We start from the raw sequence: 21,787 nt of genomic DNA on the forward strand, positions 1-21,787 counted from the left end.
ACCGATCAGTCCACCCGTGACCGACGATCCCCTCGGACGCTACGCAGTCGACGACGCCGCCAGCGACGAGGAGTTCCTCGCCGCGGCGAAGCTCTACGCCCGTGCGGTCGCGGACCGACACGACCTCTCCGTCGACGTCAGTGCCCTCGAGTGGTCGGTGAGCAAGCGCGCGAAACGGCGGGCGGGCGCGGTCAAACACCGCGACGGGGATCCGAAGGAGGTCGTCCTGACGTGGGACCACTTCTCCGAGCACGGCTGGGAGGCGGCTGCGTCGACGATCCGCCACGAACTGATCCACGTTCACCTGCTCGCCGAGGACGGCGACCCCACTCACGGCGCCGCGTTCGAGGCGCTCGCCGCGGAGCTCGACGCGCCGATCAACTGCGAGCGATTCACCGATCCCGAGTGGTGGGTGATCTGTGAGGACTGCGAGGCGCGGATCGCGCGCTACCGGCGCTCGAAGCTCGTCGAGCAGCCCGAATCCTACGTCTGTCGGGACTGCGGTGGCGAGTTCCGGGTCGAGGCGGCCGGCGACGCCGCCGACTGATCGTCGGGAACCCTTCGACTGCGACTGTCGGCCGATACCGTACCGTCCCACACCACCCCGAACCACAACCATTATTTCCTACAGTGAGAATCTGGAATCATGCGACGACGAACCTATCTGCTCGGCTGTGCCGGCGCGGCCGTCGCGGTGGCGGGCTGTTCGGGGATTGGCGACGGCTCCGGGGACAGCTCCGGTGACGAAAACGAGTCCGGCGGCGATACCACGGCCGACTCCGGTTCGTCCGGGGAGACCACAGATGACGGTACCCAGTCGTTGGGGCCGGCCGAGATTGCGAGGACCTTCTTCGAGGCGATCGCGAGCGGCGATCAGGCGACCGCGAACGACCTCCTGCATTCGGAGTCGTCCGTCGACGCGGTCGGCGAATCGCTGGTCGAAACCTACCAGTCTGCGAACGCGACGGTGGAGGGCGCGACCGTCGCGTCCAGTGGCGACTCCGAAGCAACGGTCGAGGTCGACGTGGCAATCGATTCGTCGTCGGGGGGTCGTGAGACGACGACCCTCGAGGTTATTCTTCGCACCGAGGACGGCGAGTGGCGGGTGTTCAGGGATCCCAACAGTACGGGCGACGCCGTGCCGTCGGTGTCGCTCGATGCGGACCCCCAAACGAACGGTGACGGCCAGGTCTCCGCCCTCGAGTTCACTGTCCAGAGCGCCGACACCGCGCTCGATCCGGGCACGTTGTCGGTCCGGGTCCAGGGGCAGACGGCAACGGGGCCGACTGGTGCTGACGAACTCGTAGCGGGTGACACGATCGTCGCCACGTTCGACGCCGACGGCAGTTCGATCAGTGCCGGCACGACGGTCGAGTTCGTCTGGTCCGCGCCGAGTGGCGACGCCTCGACCGCGTTGCTGATGATCGACCTCCAGGACGAGACCACCGGGTCACTCTCCTCGACGCTGCAGATCGAGAGCTGATCACATCGGCGAGCGACGGGTGCTCCGCCGACGCTGTTCGGCGACCGTTCGGCCACCGCTCGACTACCCCTCGACGAGCCCGTCGAGTCGCTCACGCGCACTCGCGAGCCCGTCGGGATCGTCCGCGCGAAGGTAGGCGCCGAGATCGCGCGCCGCTGCGACGAGCCCTCCGGCCTGTTCCGGCGGGACGTCGCCCTGCAGCGCCCGGATCCGGCGGACGTGCTCGTCGAGCGAGCCGAGCACTTCGTTCGCGTACTCGGGACCGGGCGGATCCTCCGTGGCGTCGAGCCACTGGCGAACGTCGCGGCGGTAGTCCCGGACGGCGTTGCCGTAGGCGAGTCCCCGGACGGGCCGCATCGATTCGGGAACGTCAGCGGCACCGGGACGCTCGCCAGCGTCCGCGCCACGAAGCAGCTCCAGGAAGTACCACTCCTCGTCGTCGGTGAGCGACCGCGCGCGGCGCACCGCGTCCGCGACGCCGGCGAGCTCCCGTGCGGCGAGGTAGGTGTCGTCGATCGACAGGAGCTCGCCGCCGCGGACGAACCCTCGCTGGCGGACGTACTCCCTGCACGTCTCCGCGATCGTCTCGGCGAGTTCTTCGCGGGGCACGTCGTCGATCGTGCTCCGGATCGGCGTGAGATCGAACTCGACTGGCGAGTCGGTGTGGACGACGCGCTCCTCGTCGACGGCGACCGTGTCCGGGCTCGAACACTCCGGGCAGACGATCGCGCCGGTCTCGAAGTACGACCACCGGGCGCCACAGTCCGTGCACTCGCGCTCGCCCCGGATCTCCATGGGCGACTCGTCGGGCGTGGCGGCAAAAAGGCCACCGTGTGCGAACGCGGCGGAGCCGGCGTCGCTGGGTCCGTCGACGGCTGCCACCGCCTCGCGCGAGCCCGGTCCGACGACTTTTCCCGCGCCCGGCGTTAGTGACTGGTATGAGCGATTCCGTAGAGCGCGTCGCGCTCGTCTGCCCTGCCTGCTCACAGGAGCAGGAGACCGTCCACGAGGTGCTCTCCCCGGGCGGCCAGGCGACCGTCCGCTGTACCGAGTGCGACCACGTCCACAAGGAGGCCCTTCCCAACGACGAGACCGTCGAGCGCGACGTCGTCGTCTCCCAGTCAGGCGACTCCTTCACCGCCAGGACCGACGTCGATCCCGAGGAGTCGATCGCCGAGGGCGACGAGTTCGTCCTCGAGACCGACGAGGGGATCTTCACCGTCCGCGTCACGAACGTCGAACTCGACGGCGACCGTCGCGTCGAGGAGGCGACCGCGGAGGAGGCGTCCACGATCTGGACGCGCGCCGTCGGCAACGTCGCCGTCAAGGTCACGGTCCATCCCAGCGACGGCAGTCGCGAGAACACCTACAGCACCACCGTCCACGTCCCGGGCGACTACGAGTTCGTCGTCGGCGAGAGCGATTCCTTCGGCGAGGAGGCGTTCGGCATCGAGGGCATCGCGGTTCGCGACGACGCGTCGGGCTACGACTACGAGAAGCTGAACTACGACGGCGACGAGGCCGTCGCGAAGGACGTCAAGCGCGTCTACGCTCGCGACGAGACCTCAGACGCCTGGTCGGCCTGGTAGCCGCTGCGGTTTGCGATCACTGGAGGCTTCGATCCACGCATGGGACTGTTTGGCTCCGACTCCGGCCCCGACGGCAACTTCGCCGATCAGCGTGATGCGATGGTCGACCGACTCCTCGAGCAGGGCAGGATCTCCGATCCTGCGGTCTCCGACGCGCTCCGCACAGTCCCCCGCCACGAGTTCGTCCCCGAGAATCGCCGGAGCGAAGCGTACGCCGACCGGCCGCTCCCGATCGGCGACGGCCAGACGATCAGCGCGCCGCACATGGTCGGGATCATGGTCGAACTGCTGGACCTCGATCTCGACACTGCCGCCGGTCCGAACTCCGAATCTGACGAGGGGATCGACGTACTCGAGATCGGAACCGGCTGTGGCTACCACGCGGCCGTGACCACAGCCGTCCTCGGCGACACCGGCACCGTCTACAGCGTCGAGTACAGCGAACAGCTCGCCGACCGTGCTTGTGCGACGTTCGACCGTCTGGGGTACGACGTTCGCGTCCGCGTCGGCGACGGTGCGGAAGGGTGGCCGGCCAACGCACCGTACGAGGCGGCCTATCTCACCTGCGCGGCCGAGTCGCTGCCGGAGCCGATCGCCGAACAGACGGCCCCAGGCGGCCGGATAGTCGCCCCGATCGGAACCGGTAGTCAGACGCTCTACCGGTACACGAAGCGCGAGGACGGTGGCCTCGACAGCGAGCGCCACGGCGGCGTCCGCTTCGTACAGATGCGGTGAGCCCGCTACGGTCCTGGCCACCGCTCGACCGACTCACTCCGCGACGAGAATCACCGGCGCGTCGAGCGCCGCCGCGGCTGCGGTGGCCGTCGAGAACCACTCGCCAGCGACGACGACGGGCGTCGACATCGGTGCGATACGACAGACCGCGAGCGCGCTGATGGCGTCCGGGCCGTCGACGCTCGCGGGAGCATCGTCGCCCTCGACCGTACGTGGCGACGCGTCGCCCGGGAGCGCCGACAGCGCTCGCTCGAACGACGATTGCAGCTCTCCCGCGAGCTCGCGTCGTGCCGCCCGCTGGAGGTTTCGTTCGCGATCCTCCAGCCGGAGTCGTTCCTCGCGGCGATCGCGGTGCTCGCGGGCCGAGATTCGTGCGCGATCCAGCGACTGCTCGGCGGCCAGTCGCTCGGTCCGGCGCTCGGTGAGATCCGCAACCGCTCGTTCCCGGGCCTCGGCGAGCGCCGCTGGATCGTCCCCGCGCTCCCGGGCCGCCTCGAGCTGTCCGCGGAGGGTCGCGACCTGCTCTTCGAGCGCCGTGGCGTCGTCGGTCTCGGCGACGTGGCGGCGTTCCTCCGCCAGCGAGAGCGGCGGGAGCTCCAGGGCTGCGAGCCGATCCCTGACGTCGGCGAGGGCCGCTGCCTGAGACGCGGAGTATCCCAGCCGACGCGCAGCGCTTGCGAGTGCGGCTCGGATTGGATAGGATCGCCCCGGCTCGACGACGCCGACGCGATCGTGCACGGGACCAGGGTCGGGACAGCGGATCTCGATCGGGGCGGAGCCGTCTCCAGCGACCGCTGCGGCGACTTCAGAAGCGTCCAGCCCCGAGTCACGGAAGTCGAACGCGCGGCCGCATTCGCCGTCGACGATCGGCACGCTCACTCCCTGCCGCGCTCGGGGAGCTCCCGCCGACGGAGCGCCTCCGGCGATGGATGGTCGGTTCCCGCTGCGAACTTGGCGTAGGGCGTGCTTGCATGCTCGCGGTCCTCGTAGGCCGTCGCGGCCGCCCGAACGTCCTCACCGACGACTTGGAACTCGTTGAAGGGCGCCGTCCGTTCCAGCTGGACGTCCCCGCCGTGTTTCTCCCGCAGCCGCAGTCCGAGAAACGCGCCCATCGCCGTCTCCTCGAGGAGCACGGCGCGACCGAACCGGCGGACGACGGTCTCCTCGTGGGCGTTGCAGACGTTTCGCAGCGTCTGTCGGGCGGCCCGCGAGTAGGTGACGACCAGCAGCACGAGGAGGCGATCGCGCTCTCGCCTGTAAAATTCACCGATTCCAATCCCGCAGAGAAGCAGCGGCAGCGGTGACGGAGCCGTCGTCGTCGAGCGCCAGTTGCCCGTCGACCAGCGACGCGACCTGTGCGACCAGCTGGTCGTCGTGCGCGCCGGGATCCATGTGGAAGTGCCCGACGGCGTCGTGGCGATTGAGACGGCCGACGAAGACGTGGAGGAACTCGAAGGCGGTGTCGAGATCGACGTACTGCAAGAGCGCGGTCACCGAGTCGAAGCAGACCGCCGTGGTGCCGTCGGTTTCGCCGAGCAGCTCCGTCACGGCGATGCCGACGCCAGTCAGATCCGTCGGCGAGCTCACGGTCTCGACGGCGTCGAACTCGCCGGTCGGTGGTCCACCCGTATCGCCGATCACCACCGCCCGTGCCCGTTCGACGTCGGCGGCGTGCTCACGGACGTGCGCGAGCTTGCCGGAGGGGTCCCCCGACCAGCTGACGTAGAGCAGGTTCTCCGCGCCGCTGTCGGCGATCAGCCCCGTACAGCCCGCGGTGTCGGCGTCGCCGAACCCCGGTGCGAGTACGAGCACCGACGCTGGCTGGTCACCGTCTGGAAGGTCCGGAAGGGACATCGAGGTACTGTTCGTTGAGGGGGTGGCCCCAGACTAAACGGTGTCGGCCAACGAGGTCGATCTGGCCAGGGAGTCGGGGGGAACCAGACGGCTCGCGGACGAGCAGTGGGTCGGCGCGGCGGTCTGCCGGCGCTGCGTTCGAGTACCGTCGCGTCGAGGGACCTCAGCTGTCGGTCGCGAGCCGATCGACGGCGGCGTGCTCGCAGTCGCCCTCGACGTACTCGGCTGCCCGATCGCGTGCCGTCCCGGGCGCGTCGGCGACGATCACGACGGCGCGGTCTTCGACTGGATCGACGCGGTAGACCGCGGTTCGGTCGTCCTGGAAGTCGGTCGCGTAGGTGCGCAGGACGGCCTGTACCTGCTGTTCGAGCCCGGCGAGGTCGGTCTCGCCGCGTTCGAACGCCGAGAGGGCGTCCTCGACGTTGCGGAGGGTAGAGATTCGGTCCATTCAGGTCGTGCGGACGTGGTCGGTCTTCGGCTCGTACACCTCGCCCTTCTGCTTGAGCTTCTCGAGCTCCCGCTCGGCCTTCTCGGCGCCGATGCCGATCTCGTCCGCCCGATCGTAGACGGCGTCGACGGGGACGCCCTCCTCGTACTCGTCGGCGAGCTCGTCGATGAGCGCCTTGAGGTTCTTGATGCGATCGCGTTGGCTCTTGGAGGTCCCCGTCTCGATGACGTCGGCGTCGAACTGCCCGGTCTCGGGGTCGACGCCGATGTCCTGCAACGAGGAGCGCACGATGTCGATGACGCGCTCGGCGTCCTGTTGCTCGACCTCGTCGGCGAGGCGAACGCGAGCGCTGGCCTCGGCGAGCCGGACGAGTGCCTCCAGCTTCCGGGCGGTGACCGGTACCGGGGCGTCCTCGTCGGCCCCCTTCGAGCGGAGGTCGACGTAGAACTGCTGGATCGTCTCGCGGGCTTCGTCGGTCATTCGCGGGTAGCAGTTCTGCTGGGCGTAGGCGACGTACTTCCGGAGGAGCTCGGGTTCGATCGTCGGCTCGACGGTCTCCTGGGCGGACTCGACCTGCTCGAGGGTCACGTCCGGGGCCGCCATCTGCTCGCGTTGGGTGTTGAGCTGTCCGGCGTAGTTCGCCTCGAGGATGTGGTCGGCGAGCTCGCTGTCCTTCTCGGGATCGGGCTGGTCGGTGACGGTGAAGATGATGTCGAACCGCGAGATGAGCGCGGGTTCGAGGTCGATCTGCTCGCCCATCGGTTCGTACTGGTCGAACCGGCCGTACTTGGGGTTCGCCGCGCCGAGCAGCGAGCAGCGACTCTTGAGCGTGGCGTTGATCCCGGCTTTCGAAATCGAGATCGATTGCTGTTCGAGCGCCTCGTGCATCGCGGAACGGTCGTCCGCCGCCATCTTGTCCAGCTCGTCGACCGCGGCGACGCCCTGGTCGGCCAGGACGAGCGCACCCGCTTCGAGCGTCCACTGCTGGCCGTCGCCGAAGTCGTCGCGCACGGCAGCAGCCGTAAGCCCTGCCGAGGACGACCCCTTGCCGGAGGTGTACACCGATCTCGGCGCGATGTTCCGCACGTACTGCAGGAGCTGGGACTTTCCGGTACCGGGGTCACCGATGAGGAGGATGTGGAGGTCGCCACGGATCCGGCTCTCGTCGGGGAGATGCTTCGTGACGCCTGAGAACAACTGTAGCGTCATCGCGAGCTTCTCCTCGTCGTAGCCGTGGATCGTCGGCGCGATCGCGCCGATCATCTGCTCGTAAACGTCGTCGCGCTGGGAGAGCTCGAGGATCTGGGCCGTGTCCTCCTCCGTGATGTCCATGTCCTCGAACTGCTCTTCCTCGACCTCGACCGAGACGCCCTCCATGTAGACGTCGAAGATCGGCGACTCGTTCTCGCCGTCCTGGTCGAGCCGGAGGATCCCCGTGACGACGACGTGGTCGCCGGGGGTCACGTCGCCGGTGACGTCGTCCTCGATGTTGACGTCGATCGCCTGTGGGGTCTCGCCGCCGCGGAGCCCCTCGGGGGACTCCTGGACGCGGATGCGCTGGGCGTCGACGAACTCCGACTGGTCCTCGTTGAGCCGGAAGGGCCCCTGTCGCTCACAGGAGCGACACTGGTGGGGCTCCTGGAACTGGCCGCCCTCCTGTGGGACTCGCGTCAGCGTCTCACAGCGAACGCAGCGGAACGCGGCCTCGGTACATTTCGGACGCACGTCGGTCGCCTTGCGGACGATCCCACGCACGCCGACCATCGTGTTGACGTCGCTCGCGCGAATCGCGCGGATGTCGGTGGTCGAGGGCAGGCCGCGCAGCCGCACGTGCGCTTGCCCGAGCGTGACGTCCACCGGGAGGTCGTAGAGACGAAGCGCCTCCTCGGCGGAGCGCTGGAGCTGCTCGGGCTGCTCGAGGTACTGCTCGGCGAGTTCCCGATCGAAGCGATAGAGGTCGTCGTAGTCGACGACGAGGGACTTCTGCTCGCTGGGGTAGCCCTCGGCGAGTTCGCCGATCTCGCTCCGGTAGTACTCGCGGAAGAACTGCTCGAACGTGTCGACGTACTCCTGTTGGTCCACCCCGGTTGCCATCGAGCAGTAGTCAGTCGTCCTGCGGTAAAAAGTATCGCCTACGACCGGCGGTACACGCACTGGTAAGGAGAGCGTACCTAAGGGTACGGGCAGCCCAGACGTTCAGACGGAATGAGCAGTCCGAACTCCACGCCTGCTGGTGACGGAGCAGTCGACTCGGACCACGACGCAACCGAGCCGGGCGAAGCGACGTCGGAGTCCAGTGAGTCGGTCCCCCACGGCTCGCCGGAGCCAGCTTACGTCGATTCGTCCTCCGGACCAGCCTCGTCCTCTTCTTCCTCCACCTCCTCCTCCTCCTCGTCCTCTTCTTCCTCCACCTCCCCCTCCTCTACCTCCACGGCATCTTCTGCGTCATCTTCCGAATCCGCCCCGTCCTCTGTCTCCGGCAGTGCTTCTTCTCCGTCCGACCCGACAGTTCGGTGGTACGAGTCGTCCGATGCCGACGACTTTCTGTCGCTCTACGAAACCGTGTGGGGGAAGCGGAAATCGCCGGCGTGGTTCGAGTGGCGGTTTCTCGAGAATCCGGCTGCCAGCGGCGTCGAGATGGTCGTTGCCGAGGCTGACGGCCAGCTCGTCGGTGCGGAGCCACTGGTTCCGTACCGGTTCCGAGTCGGCCGGGGGAAGGGTGAGCGCCTCGACGCGCGCCAGCCGGTGGACTGGATCGTCCACCCCGAGTACCGTCGGATGGGAATCTTCAGCGCGATGACCGAGTCACTCCTCGAGGGCGTCGCGGACGACGCCTCGGTGCTGTTCAACTTCCCGAACGAGGCGCTCCGCCCCGGAATCGAGCAGTTCGGCTGGCGTGCGATCGACGAGGTCGGGGCTCGCTACCGCGTCCAGCGACCGCGCGAAGCGCTCGCGATGGGGCGGTCCTCGCGGCTGCGCTCGGCGGCCGCCGGCATCGCGAATTTCGCATCGCCGATCGTCCGGGGTGGCCTGGGGGTACTCGACCGCGTCGGCTCGGCGAACGCCGTCCTCACCGTCGATCGGCGTCAGGGGGTCCCGGTCGAGACGGTCCACTCGCTGTACGCGGCGAACGTCCCCGATCGGATCCACGTCCCGCGGGACCGCGACTTCCTCGAGTGGCGGTTCGCGAACCCACGCTGGGACGTTGAGATGTACGTGGTCAGGCGGCACGGAGAGCCCGTCGCTAGCGGCGTTTTCGCCACCGAGTCGATCGAGGGCGGCCGGCTGGTTCGACTCCTCGATCTCCAGCCGATGATCGACTCGGCCGGCGAGGCCGACGCCTTCGAGGCGATGCTCCGGGCTGTCCTGGCGGACCACCCGGAGGCTGCCGTGTTCAAGCTCCCGGCCGGACGCTATCCGTCGGTCTGCCGTCGGTACGGCTTCGTTCGAGACGACGTCGTTCCGTTCGATCGCCTATCGGCCACCACGTATCACGCGGTCAGGCCGCTCGACGGCGTTCCGTCTCCGGACGGCGGGACGACGCGCGGTCCGGCGGACGACGCTGGATCTGATCGCGTCTGGAACTCCGCTCGCATCGACGGTGAGGCGCGATCCTACGACCTCTCGGATCCAGCGGACTGGCTGCTCGCACCGGGCGACATGGACGTGGCCTGATGTGATCTCACAGTTGACATATGATTTCCCAGTTGATATGTGATCTTCCAGTTGATTGTTCCTGCTCCTCCTCGAGGAGTGGTCCCCTCGTTCGACCGTGTACTGTTCGTCTTGGGGGTGAACGTCCTGCGGGAGGGCCCGTACTGTCCGGCGTCTGTTTTTTTTTGAGGGCGAACCCTCGGTCGAATCTCGGTGGTAGCGACGCAAGCTCTCAGGATTGTCCGACGCCAGTGTCCGAGGCTCCGGGTTTCACGAGTCGTGTGAACTGGTGGCAGGACTGCCGCAACACCAATACGCTTCGTGCCCCTGGTGTACGTAGACAGGCGCGGATTGCTTCGATCCGAAGGCGATCGGTGGGTTAAGGAGGCACGATCACCCACCTCCTGCAGACGCACCGATCGGTCGCCGCTGTCCGGTGTCCCTCCATCGCACGCGGGCATACGACACAATGAACGACACACCACCCGTCTCGAACGCGCTGCTGGTCACCGTCGATTCGCTGCGAGCAGACGCCGTGGGCGCGTACGACGCCGACCGGCGAACGCCGGTGATGGACGGCCTGGCTGCCGACGGGACGGTGTTCGAGCACGCCTACGCCAACGGAAACTGGACGCCGTTCTCCTTCCCGTCGATGTTGGCGTCGCGACACGTGTTCAGCGGCGACGGCTCGATCGGCGTTCACTCCGGGACGACGCTCGCGGAGGTCCTCTCCGACGCCGGCTTCTCGACGGCGGGGTTCAACGCCGCCAACGGCTTCCTGAGCTCGCACTGGGACTACGACGCCGGCTTCGACGAGTACGACTCCTTCGTCGCCAACGTCGGCTCCGGACTCTACGGCAAGTATCTCGCGACCCACCCGACCGTGGAAGCCTGGCTACAGGTCGCGACTGCACCCGCCCGCAGGGCCGGCAAACTGCTCCGTCGCGACACGGACGATCGGCCGTTCCTCGACACCGCCAGAATGTTCGACGTCGAGCACGCCGCCCAGGCGTTCCTCGAGGACACCGCATCGAGCGACGAGCCGTTCTTCCTGTGGGTCCACTACATGGACGTCCACACGCCGTACGTCCCGGCCAAACGCTACGTGCAGGAAGTGACCGACGAGAAGCTGGGTATCCACCGCAAGCTGCTCGCTCACACCTACACCGGACTGGGCTGGGAGGTCGGCGATCGGACGCTCGACGATCTCCGGACGCTCTACCAGGCGACGGTCCGGCAGGTCGACGCCAGCATCGGCCGTCTGCTCGACTCCCTCGAGGCGGCCGGCGTCGCCGACGACACCGCCGTCGTTCTCGCTGGCGACCACGGCGAAGAGTTCCAGGAGCACGGCCACCTCTCTCACTATCCGAAGCTCTACGACGAGCTGATCCACGTGCCGTACATCGTCGACGTCCCGGGGGCCGACTCCCGGCGCGTCGAGGAACACGTCGGGCTCGACTCGATCCCGCCGACGATGGCGGAACTGGTCGGCGTTGACGGCCACCCCGGCTGGCAGGGGGAGTCGCTCGTCCGCACGATTCTCGACGGCGAACAGCCGTCGCCGGAGCCGGTGGTCTCGGTGACCGTCCGCGGCGAGTCCGTGACGAAACAGCCGATCCCCCGGACGCTCGACGACGGCGACCTGCTCGTGAGCGTTCGCGAGGGTCCCTGGACGTTCATCGAGAACGTCGACACCGGCGAGACGGAGCTGTACGATCGGACCGACGATCCGGCCCAGCACGCGAACCTCGCCGACGATCCGACGCCGGAGCAACGCGAGGTGATCGATTCGCTTCGCTCTGTCGTCGAGGCCCACGTCGCCACGCTCGGCGACGACGGGTCGGCCGATAGCCCTGGCGAGGAGGACGTCGACGAGGACGTGGAAGCCCGGCTCACGGCGCTCGGCTACCAGTAACAGGGCAACAGATGGATTCGTCGCTGTTCCACCACCGATCCAGTAGATGATACGGTCATTCCTGCGGGAGCTTGTGAGCGGCCCCATCGCGCCGCAGCTCCGCAAGTTCGTCGTCGTGGGGACGGTCGCGGCCGGTCTCCAGCTCCTCCTGCTCTGGCTGTTCGTCGACAGCGCCGGCCTGCACTACCTGGTGGGCGCCCTCGTCGCCATCGAGTGTACGATCGTGTTCCAGTACGTCCTCAACAACCGCTGGACGTTCCGATCGAACCGCAACAGGGGCCGGCGGGAGTTCCTCGTCGGGCTCGCGCGAACGAACGTCGTTCGGGGAACGGCGATCCCGATCCAGCTCGGCGTGCTGTACGCTCTGGTCACGTTCCAGGGGCTCCCGTATCTCGCCGCGAACGCGGTCGGGATCCTCGTCAGCGGCGTCTACCGGTACGTCTTCGACGCGCGGTGGACGTGGGGGTAAGTCCCCACTGCGACGCTCCGCTCGCGAGCGCTCGAGGCGCCCTACGTCGACGGTGCCGACACCTGGACGACCTGCTTCCCGATGTTGTCGCCGGAGAAGAGTCCGAGGAACGCGTCCGGCGCCTGCTCCAGGCCTTCGACGACCGTTTCGCGGTGTTCCAGCTCTCCGGTCGCAACCCACTCCGCCAGCTGCTTGCTCGCCTCGCCGAAGCGCGTGGCGTAGTCACCGACGAGTAGCCCCTGCACCCTCGCTCGCGGCGCGATCAGCATCGGGAGCTTGCGCGGGCCCATCGGCACGCTCTCGTCGTTGTAGTGGGCGATCTGGCCACAGACCGCGACGCGGGCGTCGAGATTCAGCTTCGTGAACACGGCGTCCGTGATCGGGCCGCCGACGTTGTCGAAGTAGACGTCGACGCCGTCGGGGGCCGCGTCGTCCAGCGCGCTCCGGTAGTCGTCGGTCGTGTCGTAGTTGATCGCGGCGTCGAAGCCGAGCTCGTCGGTGAGCCAGTCCGTCTTCTCGTCCGTGCCCGCAAAGCCCACGACGTGGCAGCCGTTCAGCTTCGCGATCTGGCCGACGGCGGAGCCGACGGCGCCCGCGGCTCCCGAAACCACGACCGTATCGCCCGGTTTCGGCTCCCCGACGTCGAGCAGGCCGAAGTACGCGGTCCGGCCGGGCATTCCCAGAATGCCGAGATACGCCTCTGGATCCGCGACCGAGGGATCGACTGGTCCCACGTCGTCGCCGTCGAGGACGCTGTACTCGGCCCAGGCGCCCTCGCCGGTGACGAGGTCGCCCTCGTCGTGGTGGTCGTGTTCGCTCTCGACGACCTCGCCGACGACGGCGCCCTTGAGCACGTCGCCGACGTCCCAGGGCTCCGCGTAGGACTCGCGGTCGTCCATCCGGCCGCGCATGTACGGATCGACCGAGAGGTAGTGGACGCGAACGAGGAGTTCGCCTGCAACGGGCTCCGGGACGGGCTCTTCCCGCAGTTCGAAGGAGTCGTGATCCGGTTCACCTTCCGGTCGCTCTGCGAAGTACCAGGCATCGTGCGTCGCTGCCATACCCTGCCTTCGTTCGGCCGACCGAAGGTTCTTGGGACGGCGGCACGGTTCGCTGTCACCTCGTCGCCGGACCTCTCCTCCCGTCGGGGCTCCGACTGTCACACTGAACGAGATCCGTCGCGGGATGGAGAGGTGAGGCTGGCCAGCGACGGACGCTGCCCCTCGCACCAGCTACTCGCTGAAGAATCCGATCGCGACGCCGAGCAGGACGCCGACGATCCCGATCGCGTTGAGCAGGAACGGGACGACGTCGCCGCCGACGGGCGGCTCCTCGCTTCTGGTGTCGACGGCCATCGCGTCGTAGCGACTCCCGGGGTCGGCCTCGTCCGCCGGCGGTAGCGACTCGACGCCCTCTCTGTCGATGACGACGGCGACGGATTCGTCGTACGGCCACCTGCTGACCCCCTCGCCGGGCTCCCTCGTCGTCGTCCCATCACCCTCCAGCGCGTCGTGGTAGATGTCCCGTCCGTCGGCGGAGAGCCTCTCGTACTGGACCACGACGTAGGAGGAATCCGTCCGAGGGCTGTGCCCCTCGTCATCGGGGAGCTCGACGCTCGTGTCGTGCACCCGATACGATTCCGTCGAAAACGGAATGGTGGCGCCCAGGGCGAGCACGCCGATCAGGAGACACGCCACTCCTATTTTCATCCCTTTGTCCATGGACCAACGCTCAGGAAGTTAGCAAATAAATCTTGGTGGGGCTGACTGCTCGGTGGGACGTGGCAGTCCCTCGACGGTCACTCGCGTGGAGTACGGGCCGGAAGCCCTCCCCGGGCACGAGAGACGGCGACGCCGCTCACTGTCGTTCGCGGGTCGCGTCAGAAGTGCCCGGGGAGGGCTTCGAACCACGGAAAGGCGTCGCTTGCTCGCGGCGTCTCCGCTCGCTTCGCTCGTCTTTCCTGCCCTGCACTCGTTCGCTCCCGTCGGTCGCTCTTTCGTGCAGGACCTGCGGATTCTCGCCGCACCCCGGGCACTGCTTCCGGCGTCGTCACTCTCTGGCGTTCGTTCCTCGCGGAAAGACAGTGCCCGGGGAGGGCTTCGAACCCTCGATCTCCGCATGTCCCAGGTTCGAGGCTCGGCAGTCCCCGTATCGGACATGCGAACTCCGCACCGAAGCTCGGAACCCTATGAGTGCGGCGCTATGTCCAGCTAAGCCACCCGGGCTCGCTCGGGAGTTCATCGCTGGTGCTCTTAAGCCCTCTCATCTCGGAGCACCCCGACCGCGCCGCTCGCCACGCCCTCGGTGCTTTCCCGTGGCCCGGGTCGCCTCGGGGTTTTAAGCCACCGGGCTGTGAGGCACCGGTATGGACGTTCCTGGCATCGTCGAGGAGGCGCTCGACGGCGAGGAAGTCGCCGCCAGCGTCGACCTCGGTGGGGACGACGCGCTGTTCGTCACGCCGACGCGAACGCTGATCTACCGCAGCGAGGGGTTGCTCAGCGACGAGTCCGTCGAGTCCTACAGTCACGAGGCGGAGTCGCTGTCGCTCTCGGAGGGCCGACGAAAGACGCGTATCACGCTCGACCATCCCATCGACGGCGTCGAGGAGTTCACGCTCCCCTCCAGCGCCGCCGACGAGGCGATCCCGTCGATTCTCGCGGGAATCCTCGGCATGAACGACGTGCTCGGCGAGGACGAGGGCGTCGTCGACACGTACCTCTTCTCGGAGCTCACGCTCGTGGTCGCCGACAACCGGCTCGTGAAACACGTCGGGGAGACCGTTTGGGATCTCGACTTCGAGGAGTACCCCTTCGCCGACGTCACCGGCGTCTACGCCGAGCAGGGGAGCGTCGCGACCCAGCTCGTCATCGAGATCGACGGCCGAGCCGAGCGCATCAAGACCCCCAGCGACCGGGCCCGGGAGGTTCGCGAGACGCTGGAGGGGGCGATTCGCCGTTTCCACGGTCTGCGTCCCGAGGAGGATCTTAACGACGCGCTCGCCCCCGAGGAACCGGCCGATGCCGACGATTCGGCGGACGCAACCGACGGCGAATCGGGCTCGAGCAGCGGCATGGACTTCGGCGAGGGCGTCGATCCCCTCAGCGCCGGCGACACGACCCAGGACGGCAGAAACCCGGATCCCAACGATCTCGAACGCGAGGTCGGTTCGTCGAATCCCGCAGAGTCGTCCGCCGACACGGCCGACTCCGACGAGCCGGCTGCCGCGAGCGACGCCGGCGCTCCCGCCAGCGGACAGGCCGCCCGTGATGACGAGCCGGCCTCCACAGCCGCCGAGGATACGCAGACCACGGCGAAGCCAGGCACCGACGACAAGTCCGAAGATGCTGGCGGGTCGAGCGGCCAACCGTCGGTCGACGCAACGACGCCGGACGGAACGGAGGCGTCGACGCCCGCCGACGCACCCTCGGGCGAACCCGCTCACGACGACCTGCGGGAGACCGACGTCGAGCAGGCGTCCGATCCGTCCGAGGAGCTGGCGGAGGAGGTCGCGGAGCTTCGCGTCGCCGTCCAGAAGCAGAACAAACTGCTCACTCGTCAGCACAAGACGATCCAAAAGCTCGTCGAAGAGCTGCGTCGCGGTCGCTGAGACCTTCGCTCCTCCCGTACTTTCGAAAGTCGCTTCTCCACCGACAGCACCCCATAGCGTTCAGTCCCGTCCCGTGACCTTGCGGATACACGACGAACCGAAGGCGCCGATCTCGCCGCCGTCGACCTGAATGAAGTGGCCCTCCGAGATCGTCGTTCCGCAGCGTCGGCAGTCGAACTCGCCCTCGCGAACGACGACCTGGGATTCGAAGCGGACGAACGCGTCGCCAGCGGGCCGGACGACCGCCTCGTCGCGTTCGATCGCGCCGCGAGCCTCGGCTTCCCGCAGGATCTGGCGTTGCATCGCGGGATCGACCGTGATCATCTCGATCCGATCCATCGCGTCCGCGACGGAGAGCTCCTCGTGTTCGAGGTGCTCCAGTAGGGCGACGCCGAGCTCGACCGGATCCCCCTCCATGCCCGGCTCCACTGCGTCCAGGTGCTAATCGCTTGCGTCGGATCGGCGTCGTGCCGACCCCTGTCCCTGCTGCGATGGGAAACGTTCACTTCGGTCGCCCGCGCTGGTGTGGACGTGCATCGAGGCTTGCGGATGGGGACGCTCGCGATCGTGGTCGCCGGCGTCTCGCTAGCGGCACTGCTCCACTCGCCGGAGCGCCTACTCGACGCGGCGGAGGGGGCGGCTGCGGATCCGTTGCTGTTTGCCGGCGTGGTCGCAGTCCTCTACGCCGTCCGTCCCGCGCTCCTCTGGCCACCAACGCTCGTCGCAGTCGTCGTGGGCTACGGCTACGGGCTCGTGCTGGGCGTTCCGATCGCGCTCGCCGGGACCGTCGCGACCTCCGTCGCGCCCTTCTACGTCGCGCGGTGGCTCGGTACCGACGCGCCAGGCGCTGACCGCGTCGGTGCGATCGGCGAGCGGTTTCTCGCGTCGACCGGGCCGATCCGCGGGGTGACCGCGGCGCGACTCGCACCGATCCCGGCAGACGCCGTGACCGTCGCCGCAGCACTCTCGAACGTCCGGTTCCGGTCGTTCGCCGCGGGCGTGCTGGTCGGCGAGATCCCCTGGACGATCGCGGCAGTCGCCGTCGGCGCCTCGCTCGCGACGCTCTCGACGGACGGTGCGGCAGCTGGCGGGTTCAGGATTGCTGCACTGGGAACGCTCGCGGCGATCGCGGTCCTCGTGGGACCTGCGTACAGGCGGTACGGCGATCGGATCGAGTTCCCGGTCGGGAGCCGGCAGTGATCAGTCGGCCGGCGACCGTCGAATCGGCAGTCACCGTCGGCGCTGCGCGGCCCTCGCTCAGTAGAACGTGTCCGCGCAGTCGTAGACGACGCCGTGTTTCGGACAGACGTACTTGCAGTGCCGGCGGTACATCGACTCGCCACAGGCCGGACACGGCCGCCCCTCCGCCTCGTCGTCTCCTCCAGCGGTCGAGTCGTTGCTCGCGGCCATACTCGACGGTTGGTGGCCGACTGGCAAGAGTGCTCGGCAGCCGGAGTGAAAGTGATCGTGGGTGGTTCCGCCGGTGAGTCGCTTCCAGCGTCGAACGACGACCGTCAGTCCGCCACCACAGCGCCGTTCCGACGTGCTTTTGGGGCGTCCCCGATTTCTCACTGCCATGGCACCATTTCAGATCGTCGTCGCCGACCCGGACTCGGGTCGGACCTTCCAGCGGGAAGTCGACGGACAGGACGCGAACCGATTCGCCTCGCGATCTCTCGGCGAGGAGGTCGATGGCACCGCGGTCGGGCTCGACGGCTACACGCTCGAACTGACCGGCGGCTCCGACGACGCGGGGCGCCCGCTTCGCGCGGACGTCGACGGACCGGACCTCAAGGAAGTGCTCCTCACGGGCGGCGTCGGCTTCGAGCCCGAGACCGACGGCGAGCGCAAGCGAGTGACGGTTCGCGGTCGCGAGATCAGCGACGCGGTCGCCCAGATCAACGCGAAGATCGTCGAGTCCGGCGACGCAGATCTCGACGAGGTCTTCGGCGAGGGCGGCGCGGACGGCGACGGCGATAGTGACGACGAGTAGCTGGCCGTTCCAGTCCGCTCCGAACTGAGTCGCCTGTTCTGTTCGACGGCGCGATCACGCGACGTCTTTTACTGATCTCGGAGTTTCCAGATGTCACTTTCAACGCCACGTGGTCCGACGGTCGTCGCGGGCCTCCACGCCGGACTGCTGTTCGGGATCGTCGGCGTGCTCGCAGTCGCCACCGGGCAGCCGGCGATCTTCCCGAGCCTCGGCCCGACTGCCTACGTGCTCGCGATCGAACACCACGGGCCACGGGTCGCGCGACGGCGCGTGATCGGTGGCCACGCGATCGGGGCCGTCGCTGGGCTGCTCGCGTACCTCCTGCTTGCACAGGGGATCGTCGTCACCGGTGGACTGTCGCCCGGATCGACGGCGGCGATTCGTCTCGCCGCCGCCGGCGTCGTCTCGGTCACGCTCACCACCTGGGGAATGCTCGCGACCGACGCCACGCATCCGCCGGCGTGTGCGACGACGCTCATCGTCTCGCTCGGTCTGCTGTCGGGGGTCGTCGAGGCGGCGATCATCCTCGCGAGCGTCGCGGTCCTCTCGGAGAGCCACCGGCTTCTGGAGGGCGTGGCTGCTGGAGCGCTCGATCGCGTTACGGACTGAATCCCCGAACCACGGCGGGAACCGGGATTACGGCGCTCAGCTCCCTCGATACCGGCCGGGGAGGTACGCCGTCAGCACGTTCGGCACGAATTCGACGGCCCACTCGACGACGTCCGCGAGCCACTTGCGGAGTACGGCGTAGCTGATCCCGACGACGAGCGCAGCGACGACGAGCCAGCGAACCGGGGTCTCGGTCAGGAGCAGGAGCGGGATCGCGAGCAGCCCCGTCGCAGCGAGATCGCCGGGGGAGCCGTCGTACCGGATCAGTCGGCGCGGCGGTCGCCACTCGCCGCTGTGGTGGTCGTAGACGCCGCGGTCGGAGTTTTCGGCCCACGGACGTAGCTCGAGGCTGCCGCCCAGCTCGTCCATCCGGCAGTGTAGCGACGCGGCGAGCAAGAGGAATGCGACGCCGACCGTCGCCGGCGCCGGGACGGCCAGTGCGCCCAGCCCGGCGAGCACCGCCGCAATCGGGTAGTAGACTGGATAGTGAAGCGTCCGCCGGTGGCCCGCGTAGATGTCGAGGTCCGGAAGGACGCTGCCGGCTGCGCCACCGGCGAACGCCGCCGGCGCGAGGTCGGGCGCGATCGTCGCGACGGGGAGCGCGATCGCGAGCCCGGCCAGCACGTGCGTCGGCAACATCATCGGTATCGTGAGAAGGGTCGCGAACCTCCTAACGGTGTCGCAGGCCGTGGGAGGCGTTCACTCGGCGCTTGCCCGCCCGCTGTTTGGTTTGGCTACCGGTCCACTCCGAGCCGTCGGTCGTGCCGATCCGCGAGCGCGTCCCGGAGCCGACCCGGGCTGGCCGCTCCGTCCGCTTCTCCAACGAGGTGCGTCTCGCAGTCGCAGTCCGACGCGCCGAAGCCCGCCACCGCGTCGCCGGGGAGCGATCCGGCGATCGCACACTCGCGGTCTGCGCCAGGAGAGATCCAGACGGACTCGATTCTCGCATCGGGTTGTCCGAGCAGGTAGTCGACGTGCCAGTGTCGAACGTCTCGCTCGCCGGCGGCGAGTTCGCGGTGTCGGTCGATCCTCGCGAACCCGCCGGGGCCGAACGCGCTGCCGGTGTAGGCGTACTGTCCGGCTTCGAAGACGATCTCGCCGAGTGCACCGATCTCGATCGCCGTCGGCTCCGGCAGCTCGACGAGGAGCGAGTAGGTGCCGCCGTGGGTAGCGTCGGCCGTCGCTGGCGAGCGCTCGGGATCGCCCATCGCGCTACAGCGTCGCTTCGTACGCCGTCAGCGTCTCCTCGACGTCGTCCTCCGTGTGCGCGTACGTGACGAACTGTGATTCGAACTGGTTCTGGCTCAGCAGAATCCCCTCTTCGGCCATCGCCGGTCGGAAGACGCTTCGCCAGCGATCCGTCTCCCCTGCCTTCACGTCGGCCGCGTTCCTGACTTCGCCCGCGCCCTCGCGCGTGAAGTGGACTTTGAAGATGCCGTCGACGCCGGCGACCTGGTAGCTCGGGGCGCGCTCGGCAACGATTTCGCGAAGTCCCTCCCGGAGCTGCTCGCCGAGCGCGCTGACGTGCTCGTGGATGTCGTTCTCGGCGGCGTAGGTGAGCGACTCCAGCCCCGCAGCCATCGTGACGGGGTGGCCGGAGAACGTACCGGCCTGGAAGACGTCGCCGCTGGGCGTGAACCCCTCGACGATGCCGGCCGGCCCGCCGATCGCGCCGACGGGGAACCCGCCGCCAATGAGCTTCCCGAACGTGGTGAGATCCGGATCGATCCCGTACTTGCCCTGGGCGCACTGGAGCCCGCCGACGCGAAAGCCCGTGATGACCTCGTCCCAGATGAGGAGCGCGCCGTGGTCCTCCGTGAGGTCGCGGACGGTCTCGTGGTAGTCCTCGACCGGCGTGACGATCCCCTGGTTCGCGAGGATCGGCTCGACCAGGACCGCGGCGATCTCGTGGCCGCGTTCCTCGAAGACCTCGGTGATCGCGTCGTGATCGTTGAACGGCACCGGGATCGTGTGCTGGGCGAAGCTTGCGGGGATCCCGGGGCTGGAGGGCTGGACGTGGTCGGCGTCGCCCTCGACGAGCGTCGACTCCTGGGCGCCGTGGTAGCCGCCCTGCATGACGACGACCTTGTCGCGACCGGTGTGCCCGCGGGCGAGCCGGAGCGCGGAGACGGTGGCCTCCGTGCCCGAATTGACGAATCGGAGCATCTCGACGCTCGGGACGTGCCGCGCGACGAACTCGGCGTGCTCGACCTCGATCTCCGTCGGCATGCCGTAGAGCGGCCCCTGGCTCGCGTGGGACTGGATCGCGGCGCTCACGGGCTCCGGCGTGTCGTGACCGTAAAGCAGCGGCCCGAGCCCCATCAGCCAGTCGACGTACCGGTTCCCGTCAGCGTCGATCACGTGGCCGCCGTCCCCCGACTCCGCGAAGAAGGGGTACGGTTCGGTGGCGCCGCGGACGGCGGAGTTGACGCCGCCCGGGAGGACGGAGAGTGCCCGATCGTAGAGGTCGCGGGAACGCTCGTGATTCATGCCTCGCGGTTGGGGCCCGTCCCTAAAATCGTCTCTGGAAGGGGACGATTCGGACGATCAGCACGGACGCGAGATTTATCACAGCGGGAACCCCTGCTCAGAACGTGTCGCGCACGACGATTCGGGACCTCCAGGATCGCTACGAGTCCGGGGAGCCCATCACGATGCTCACGGCGTACGACGCGCCGATCGCACGGCAGGTCGACGCCGGCGGCGTCGACGCCATCCTCGTCGGTGACAGCGCTGGCGACAACCACATGGGGTACGACGACACCTTGCCGGTCACGCTCGAGGACGCGCTCTCGAACACTGCCGCGGTGAGCCGCGCGGTCGAGGACGCGATGGTGATCGGCGACATGCCCTTCCTCTCCTACGGCACGTCGATCGCGGAGTCCGTCGAGAACGCCGGACGGTTCATGAAGGAAGCCGGGGCCGACGCGGTGAAGCTCGAGACCGCTCCCTACGGCGAGACGACGATCGAGATCGTCGATCGCTGCACGGAGCTCGGGATCCCCGTCCAGGGCCACGTCGGCTACACCCCACAGCGGACCAAGGAGATCGGCGGCGCGTTCGTCCAGGGCAAGGACCGCGACGTCTCTGCTGGCGCGGAGGCGCTCGTGGAGACTGCCCAGGAGCTCGAAGCCGCGGGCGCGTTCTCGATCGTCCTCGAGACGGTGAGCGAAGCTGCGGCGAAAGCCGTCGCCGAGGCAGTGAACGTGCCGACGATCGGCATCGGCGCAGGCCGGTACGTCGACGGGCAGGTGCTCGTGATCAACGACGTGCTCGGACTGAGCGGCGAGTCTTACAAGCTGTCTCGGCAGTACGCCGATCTCGATTCGGAGATCCGCGAGGCCGTCGAACAGTACGTGGAGGACGTCGAGACCGGCGACTTCCCGGCCGCGGAGAACGCGTTCGATCCGATCGACGAGGAGTGAGGTGGC

General features: G+C 68.2%; 25 protein-coding genes and 1 tRNA gene. 12 read left to right on the forward strand and 14 right to left on the reverse strand.

The features are described from left to right. Nucleotides 1-16 precede the first annotated feature (16 nt). Both ACZ5KP_RS12865 and ACZ5KP_RS12870 read left to right on the forward strand, forming a co-directional pair. The gene (locus ACZ5KP_RS12865) at nucleotides 17-547 is read left to right on the forward strand and encodes a SprT-like domain-containing protein (protein WP_460918117.1); all 531 of its coding nucleotides are present in this window, start codon (nucleotides 17-19) and stop codon (nucleotides 545-547) included. Nucleotides 548-646: 99 nt separating this feature from the next. After that, nucleotides 647-1,483 carry an NTF2-like N-terminal transpeptidase domain-containing protein gene (locus ACZ5KP_RS12870; protein ID WP_460918119.1) on the forward strand — a complete coding sequence of 279 codons (837 nt, stop codon included), beginning with the start codon at nucleotides 647-649 and terminating at the stop codon, nucleotides 1,481-1,483. Between the two features lie 63 nt (nucleotides 1,484-1,546). On the opposite strand, the gene ACZ5KP_RS12875 is transcribed toward ACZ5KP_RS12870, so the two are convergent. After that, nucleotides 1,547-2,278, reverse strand: coding sequence for a DUF7117 family protein (locus ACZ5KP_RS12875; protein ID WP_460918122.1), 732 nt, complete (start codon nucleotides 2,276-2,278; stop codon nucleotides 1,547-1,549). A gap of 143 nt (nucleotides 2,279-2,421) precedes the next feature. On the opposite strand from ACZ5KP_RS12875, the gene ACZ5KP_RS12880 reads away from it, so the two are divergent. Both ACZ5KP_RS12880 and pcm read left to right on the forward strand, forming a co-directional pair. Beyond that, nucleotides 2,422-3,072, forward strand: a complete 651-nt coding sequence (locus ACZ5KP_RS12880; protein WP_460918124.1) for an HVO_0476 family zinc finger protein — start codon at nucleotides 2,422-2,424, stop codon at nucleotides 3,070-3,072. Nucleotides 3,073-3,111: 39 nt separating this feature from the next. After that, complete coding sequence (pcm, locus tag ACZ5KP_RS12885; RefSeq protein WP_460918126.1) at nucleotides 3,112-3,807, forward strand: protein-L-isoaspartate O-methyltransferase; 696 nt, start codon at nucleotides 3,112-3,114, stop codon at nucleotides 3,805-3,807. A gap of 33 nt (nucleotides 3,808-3,840) precedes the next feature. Here the strand turns inward: pcm and ACZ5KP_RS12890 are convergent, their stop codons facing one another. From ACZ5KP_RS12890 to ACZ5KP_RS12910, 5 genes are all read right to left on the reverse strand, one after another. Beyond that, nucleotides 3,841-4,686 (reverse strand): DUF7856 family protein, encoded by an 846-nt coding sequence (locus ACZ5KP_RS12890; protein ID WP_460918128.1) that lies wholly within the window; start codon nucleotides 4,684-4,686, stop codon nucleotides 3,841-3,843. Beyond that, nucleotides 4,683-5,039 carry a DUF7855 family protein gene (locus tag ACZ5KP_RS12895; RefSeq protein WP_460918131.1) on the reverse strand — a complete coding sequence of 119 codons (357 nt, stop codon included), beginning with the start codon at nucleotides 5,037-5,039 and terminating at the stop codon, nucleotides 4,683-4,685. Before ACZ5KP_RS12895 ends, ACZ5KP_RS12890 begins: the two co-directional genes overlap by 4 nt. Nucleotides 5,040-5,070: 31 nt before the next feature. Beyond that, a complete protein-coding gene (locus ACZ5KP_RS12900) occupies nucleotides 5,071-5,661 on the reverse strand; it encodes a DUF7504 family protein (protein ID WP_460918133.1) in 591 nt (196 codons plus the stop codon). Nucleotides 5,662-5,824: 163 nt separating this feature from the next. After that, nucleotides 5,825-6,109: a DUF7854 family protein gene (locus tag ACZ5KP_RS12905; protein WP_460918135.1), complete on the reverse strand. Its 285-nt coding sequence runs from the start codon at nucleotides 6,107-6,109 to the stop codon at nucleotides 5,825-5,827. Continuing rightward, nucleotides 6,110-8,203, reverse strand: coding sequence for a minichromosome maintenance protein MCM (locus ACZ5KP_RS12910; RefSeq protein ID WP_460918138.1), 2,094 nt, complete (start codon nucleotides 8,201-8,203; stop codon nucleotides 6,110-6,112). 468 nt (nucleotides 8,204-8,671) lie between these two features. On the opposite strand from ACZ5KP_RS12910, the gene ACZ5KP_RS12915 reads away from it, so the two are divergent. The 3 genes from ACZ5KP_RS12915 to ACZ5KP_RS12925 all read left to right on the forward strand — a co-directional run bounded on the left by ACZ5KP_RS12915 (nucleotide 8,672) and on the right by ACZ5KP_RS12925 (nucleotide 12,147). Continuing rightward, nucleotides 8,672-9,784, forward strand: coding sequence for a GNAT family N-acetyltransferase (locus ACZ5KP_RS12915; RefSeq protein WP_464761846.1), 1,113 nt, complete (start codon nucleotides 8,672-8,674; stop codon nucleotides 9,782-9,784). Nucleotides 9,785-10,232: 448 nt separating this feature from the next. After that, on the forward strand, nucleotides 10,233-11,678 hold the full coding sequence (locus ACZ5KP_RS12920; protein WP_460918141.1) for a sulfatase: 1,446 nt from the start codon (nucleotides 10,233-10,235) through the stop codon (nucleotides 11,676-11,678). 46 nt (nucleotides 11,679-11,724) lie between these two features. Beyond that, the gene (locus ACZ5KP_RS12925) at nucleotides 11,725-12,147 is read left to right on the forward strand and encodes a GtrA family protein (protein WP_460918143.1); all 423 of its coding nucleotides are present in this window, start codon (nucleotides 11,725-11,727) and stop codon (nucleotides 12,145-12,147) included. Nucleotides 12,148-12,188: 41 nt separating this feature from the next. Here the strand turns inward: ACZ5KP_RS12925 and ACZ5KP_RS12930 are convergent, their stop codons facing one another. The 3 genes from ACZ5KP_RS12930 to ACZ5KP_RS12940 all read right to left on the reverse strand — a co-directional run bounded on the left by ACZ5KP_RS12930 (nucleotide 12,189) and on the right by ACZ5KP_RS12940 (nucleotide 14,372). Further along, a complete protein-coding gene (locus ACZ5KP_RS12930) occupies nucleotides 12,189-13,208 on the reverse strand; it encodes an NADP-dependent oxidoreductase (RefSeq protein ID WP_460918145.1) in 1,020 nt (339 codons plus the stop codon). 171 nt (nucleotides 13,209-13,379) lie between these two features. After that, nucleotides 13,380-13,868, reverse strand: coding sequence for a hypothetical protein (locus ACZ5KP_RS12935; RefSeq protein WP_460918147.1), 489 nt, complete (start codon nucleotides 13,866-13,868; stop codon nucleotides 13,380-13,382). A gap of 363 nt (nucleotides 13,869-14,231) precedes the next feature. Beyond that, nucleotides 14,232-14,372: transfer RNA gene (locus tag ACZ5KP_RS12940), tRNA-Met, on the reverse strand. A 140-nt stretch (nucleotides 14,373-14,512) separates the two neighbouring features. On the opposite strand from ACZ5KP_RS12940, the gene ACZ5KP_RS12945 reads away from it, so the two are divergent. After that, nucleotides 14,513-15,754 carry a DUF7115 domain-containing protein gene (locus tag ACZ5KP_RS12945; protein ID WP_460918149.1) on the forward strand — a complete coding sequence of 414 codons (1,242 nt, stop codon included), beginning with the start codon at nucleotides 14,513-14,515 and terminating at the stop codon, nucleotides 15,752-15,754. Nucleotides 15,755-15,814: 60 nt separating this feature from the next. Here ACZ5KP_RS12945 and ACZ5KP_RS12950 read toward each other — a convergent pair whose 3' ends face one another. Next, complete coding sequence (locus ACZ5KP_RS12950; RefSeq protein ID WP_460918151.1) at nucleotides 15,815-16,171, reverse strand: DUF5830 family protein; 357 nt, start codon at nucleotides 16,169-16,171, stop codon at nucleotides 15,815-15,817. Between the two features lie 114 nt (nucleotides 16,172-16,285). Here ACZ5KP_RS12950 and ACZ5KP_RS12955 point away from each other — a divergent pair, with 114 nt between their 5' ends. Next, nucleotides 16,286-16,954 (forward strand): TVP38/TMEM64 family protein, encoded by a 669-nt coding sequence (locus ACZ5KP_RS12955; RefSeq protein WP_460918153.1) that lies wholly within the window; start codon nucleotides 16,286-16,288, stop codon nucleotides 16,952-16,954. A gap of 57 nt (nucleotides 16,955-17,011) precedes the next feature. On the opposite strand, the gene ACZ5KP_RS12960 is transcribed toward ACZ5KP_RS12955, so the two are convergent. Continuing rightward, complete coding sequence (locus ACZ5KP_RS12960; RefSeq protein ID WP_460918157.1) at nucleotides 17,012-17,164, reverse strand: HVO_2523 family zinc finger protein; 153 nt, start codon at nucleotides 17,162-17,164, stop codon at nucleotides 17,012-17,014. 166 nt (nucleotides 17,165-17,330) lie between these two features. On the opposite strand from ACZ5KP_RS12960, the gene ACZ5KP_RS12965 reads away from it, so the two are divergent. Next, nucleotides 17,331-17,747, forward strand: a complete 417-nt coding sequence (locus ACZ5KP_RS12965; RefSeq protein WP_460918158.1) for a 30S ribosomal protein S6e — start codon at nucleotides 17,331-17,333, stop codon at nucleotides 17,745-17,747. Between the two features lie 90 nt (nucleotides 17,748-17,837). After that, nucleotides 17,838-18,356: an HPP family protein gene (locus ACZ5KP_RS12970; RefSeq protein ID WP_460918160.1), complete on the forward strand. Its 519-nt coding sequence runs from the start codon at nucleotides 17,838-17,840 to the stop codon at nucleotides 18,354-18,356. Between the two features lie 36 nt (nucleotides 18,357-18,392). Here ACZ5KP_RS12970 and ACZ5KP_RS12975 read toward each other — a convergent pair whose 3' ends face one another. The 3 genes from ACZ5KP_RS12975 to hemL form a co-directional block, all read right to left on the reverse strand. Continuing rightward, nucleotides 18,393-18,998, reverse strand: a complete 606-nt coding sequence (locus tag ACZ5KP_RS12975) for a metal-dependent hydrolase (protein ID WP_460918162.1) — start codon at nucleotides 18,996-18,998, stop codon at nucleotides 18,393-18,395. 92 nt (nucleotides 18,999-19,090) lie between these two features. After that, the gene (locus tag ACZ5KP_RS12980) at nucleotides 19,091-19,564 is read right to left on the reverse strand and encodes a GIY-YIG nuclease family protein (protein ID WP_460918165.1); all 474 of its coding nucleotides are present in this window, start codon (nucleotides 19,562-19,564) and stop codon (nucleotides 19,091-19,093) included. A gap of 4 nt (nucleotides 19,565-19,568) precedes the next feature. Continuing rightward, nucleotides 19,569-20,846 carry a glutamate-1-semialdehyde 2,1-aminomutase gene (hemL, locus tag ACZ5KP_RS12985; protein WP_460918167.1) on the reverse strand — a complete coding sequence of 426 codons (1,278 nt, stop codon included), beginning with the start codon at nucleotides 20,844-20,846 and terminating at the stop codon, nucleotides 19,569-19,571. A 164-nt stretch (nucleotides 20,847-21,010) separates the two neighbouring features. On the opposite strand from hemL, the gene panB reads away from it, so the two are divergent. After that, nucleotides 21,011-21,781, forward strand: coding sequence for a 3-methyl-2-oxobutanoate hydroxymethyltransferase (gene panB, locus ACZ5KP_RS12990; RefSeq protein WP_464761902.1), 771 nt, complete (start codon nucleotides 21,011-21,013; stop codon nucleotides 21,779-21,781). Nucleotides 21,782-21,787 lie beyond the last annotated feature (6 nt).

The sequence above is a fragment of the Salinarchaeum chitinilyticum genome (assembly GCF_055390775.1).

Bases quoted from the DNA above. Each gene is read 5' to 3' on its own strand.
- ACZ5KP_RS12960 (WP_460918157.1), bottom strand. From the start codon at position 17,164: ATGGCCGCGAGCAACGACTCGACCGCTGGAGGAGACGACGAGGCGGAG.
- ACZ5KP_RS12930 (WP_460918145.1), bottom strand. From the start codon at position 13,208: ATGGCAGCGACGCACGATGCCTGGTACTTCGCAGAGCGACCGGAAGGT.
- ACZ5KP_RS12905 (WP_460918135.1), bottom strand. From the start codon at position 6,109: ATGGACCGAATCTCTACCCTCCGCAACGTCGAGGACGCCCTCTCGGCG.
- ACZ5KP_RS12925 (WP_460918143.1), top strand. From the start codon at position 11,725: ATGATACGGTCATTCCTGCGGGAGCTTGTGAGCGGCCCCATCGCGCCG.
- panB (WP_464761902.1), top strand. From the start codon at position 21,011: ATGCTCACGGCGTACGACGCGCCGATCGCACGGCAGGTCGACGCCGGC.
- ACZ5KP_RS12945 (WP_460918149.1), top strand. From the start codon at position 14,513: ATGGACGTTCCTGGCATCGTCGAGGAGGCGCTCGACGGCGAGGAAGTC.
- ACZ5KP_RS12950 (WP_460918151.1), bottom strand. From the start codon at position 16,171: ATGGAGGGGGATCCGGTCGAGCTCGGCGTCGCCCTACTGGAGCACCTC.
- ACZ5KP_RS12935 (WP_460918147.1), bottom strand. From the start codon at position 13,868: ATGGACAAAGGGATGAAAATAGGAGTGGCGTGTCTCCTGATCGGCGTG.
- pcm (WP_460918126.1), top strand. From the start codon at position 3,112: ATGGGACTGTTTGGCTCCGACTCCGGCCCCGACGGCAACTTCGCCGAT.
- ACZ5KP_RS12920 (WP_460918141.1), top strand. From the start codon at position 10,233: ATGAACGACACACCACCCGTCTCGAACGCGCTGCTGGTCACCGTCGAT.
- ACZ5KP_RS12980 (WP_460918165.1), bottom strand. From the start codon at position 19,564: ATGGGCGATCCCGAGCGCTCGCCAGCGACGGCCGACGCTACCCACGGC.
- ACZ5KP_RS12965 (WP_460918158.1), top strand. From the start codon at position 17,331: ATGGCACCATTTCAGATCGTCGTCGCCGACCCGGACTCGGGTCGGACC.
- ACZ5KP_RS12870 (WP_460918119.1), top strand. From the start codon at position 647: ATGCGACGACGAACCTATCTGCTCGGCTGTGCCGGCGCGGCCGTCGCG.
- ACZ5KP_RS12900 (WP_460918133.1), bottom strand. From the start codon at position 5,661: ATGTCCCTTCCGGACCTTCCAGACGGTGACCAGCCAGCGTCGGTGCTC.
- ACZ5KP_RS12975 (WP_460918162.1), bottom strand. From the start codon at position 18,998: ATGATGTTGCCGACGCACGTGCTGGCCGGGCTCGCGATCGCGCTCCCC.
- ACZ5KP_RS12875 (WP_460918122.1), bottom strand. From the start codon at position 2,278: ATGGAGATCCGGGGCGAGCGCGAGTGCACGGACTGTGGCGCCCGGTGG.
- ACZ5KP_RS12970 (WP_460918160.1), top strand. From the start codon at position 17,838: ATGTCACTTTCAACGCCACGTGGTCCGACGGTCGTCGCGGGCCTCCAC.
- ACZ5KP_RS12880 (WP_460918124.1), top strand. From the start codon at position 2,422: ATGAGCGATTCCGTAGAGCGCGTCGCGCTCGTCTGCCCTGCCTGCTCA.
- hemL (WP_460918167.1), bottom strand. From the start codon at position 20,846: ATGAATCACGAGCGTTCCCGCGACCTCTACGATCGGGCACTCTCCGTC.
- ACZ5KP_RS12910 (WP_460918138.1), bottom strand. From the start codon at position 8,203: ATGGCAACCGGGGTGGACCAACAGGAGTACGTCGACACGTTCGAGCAG.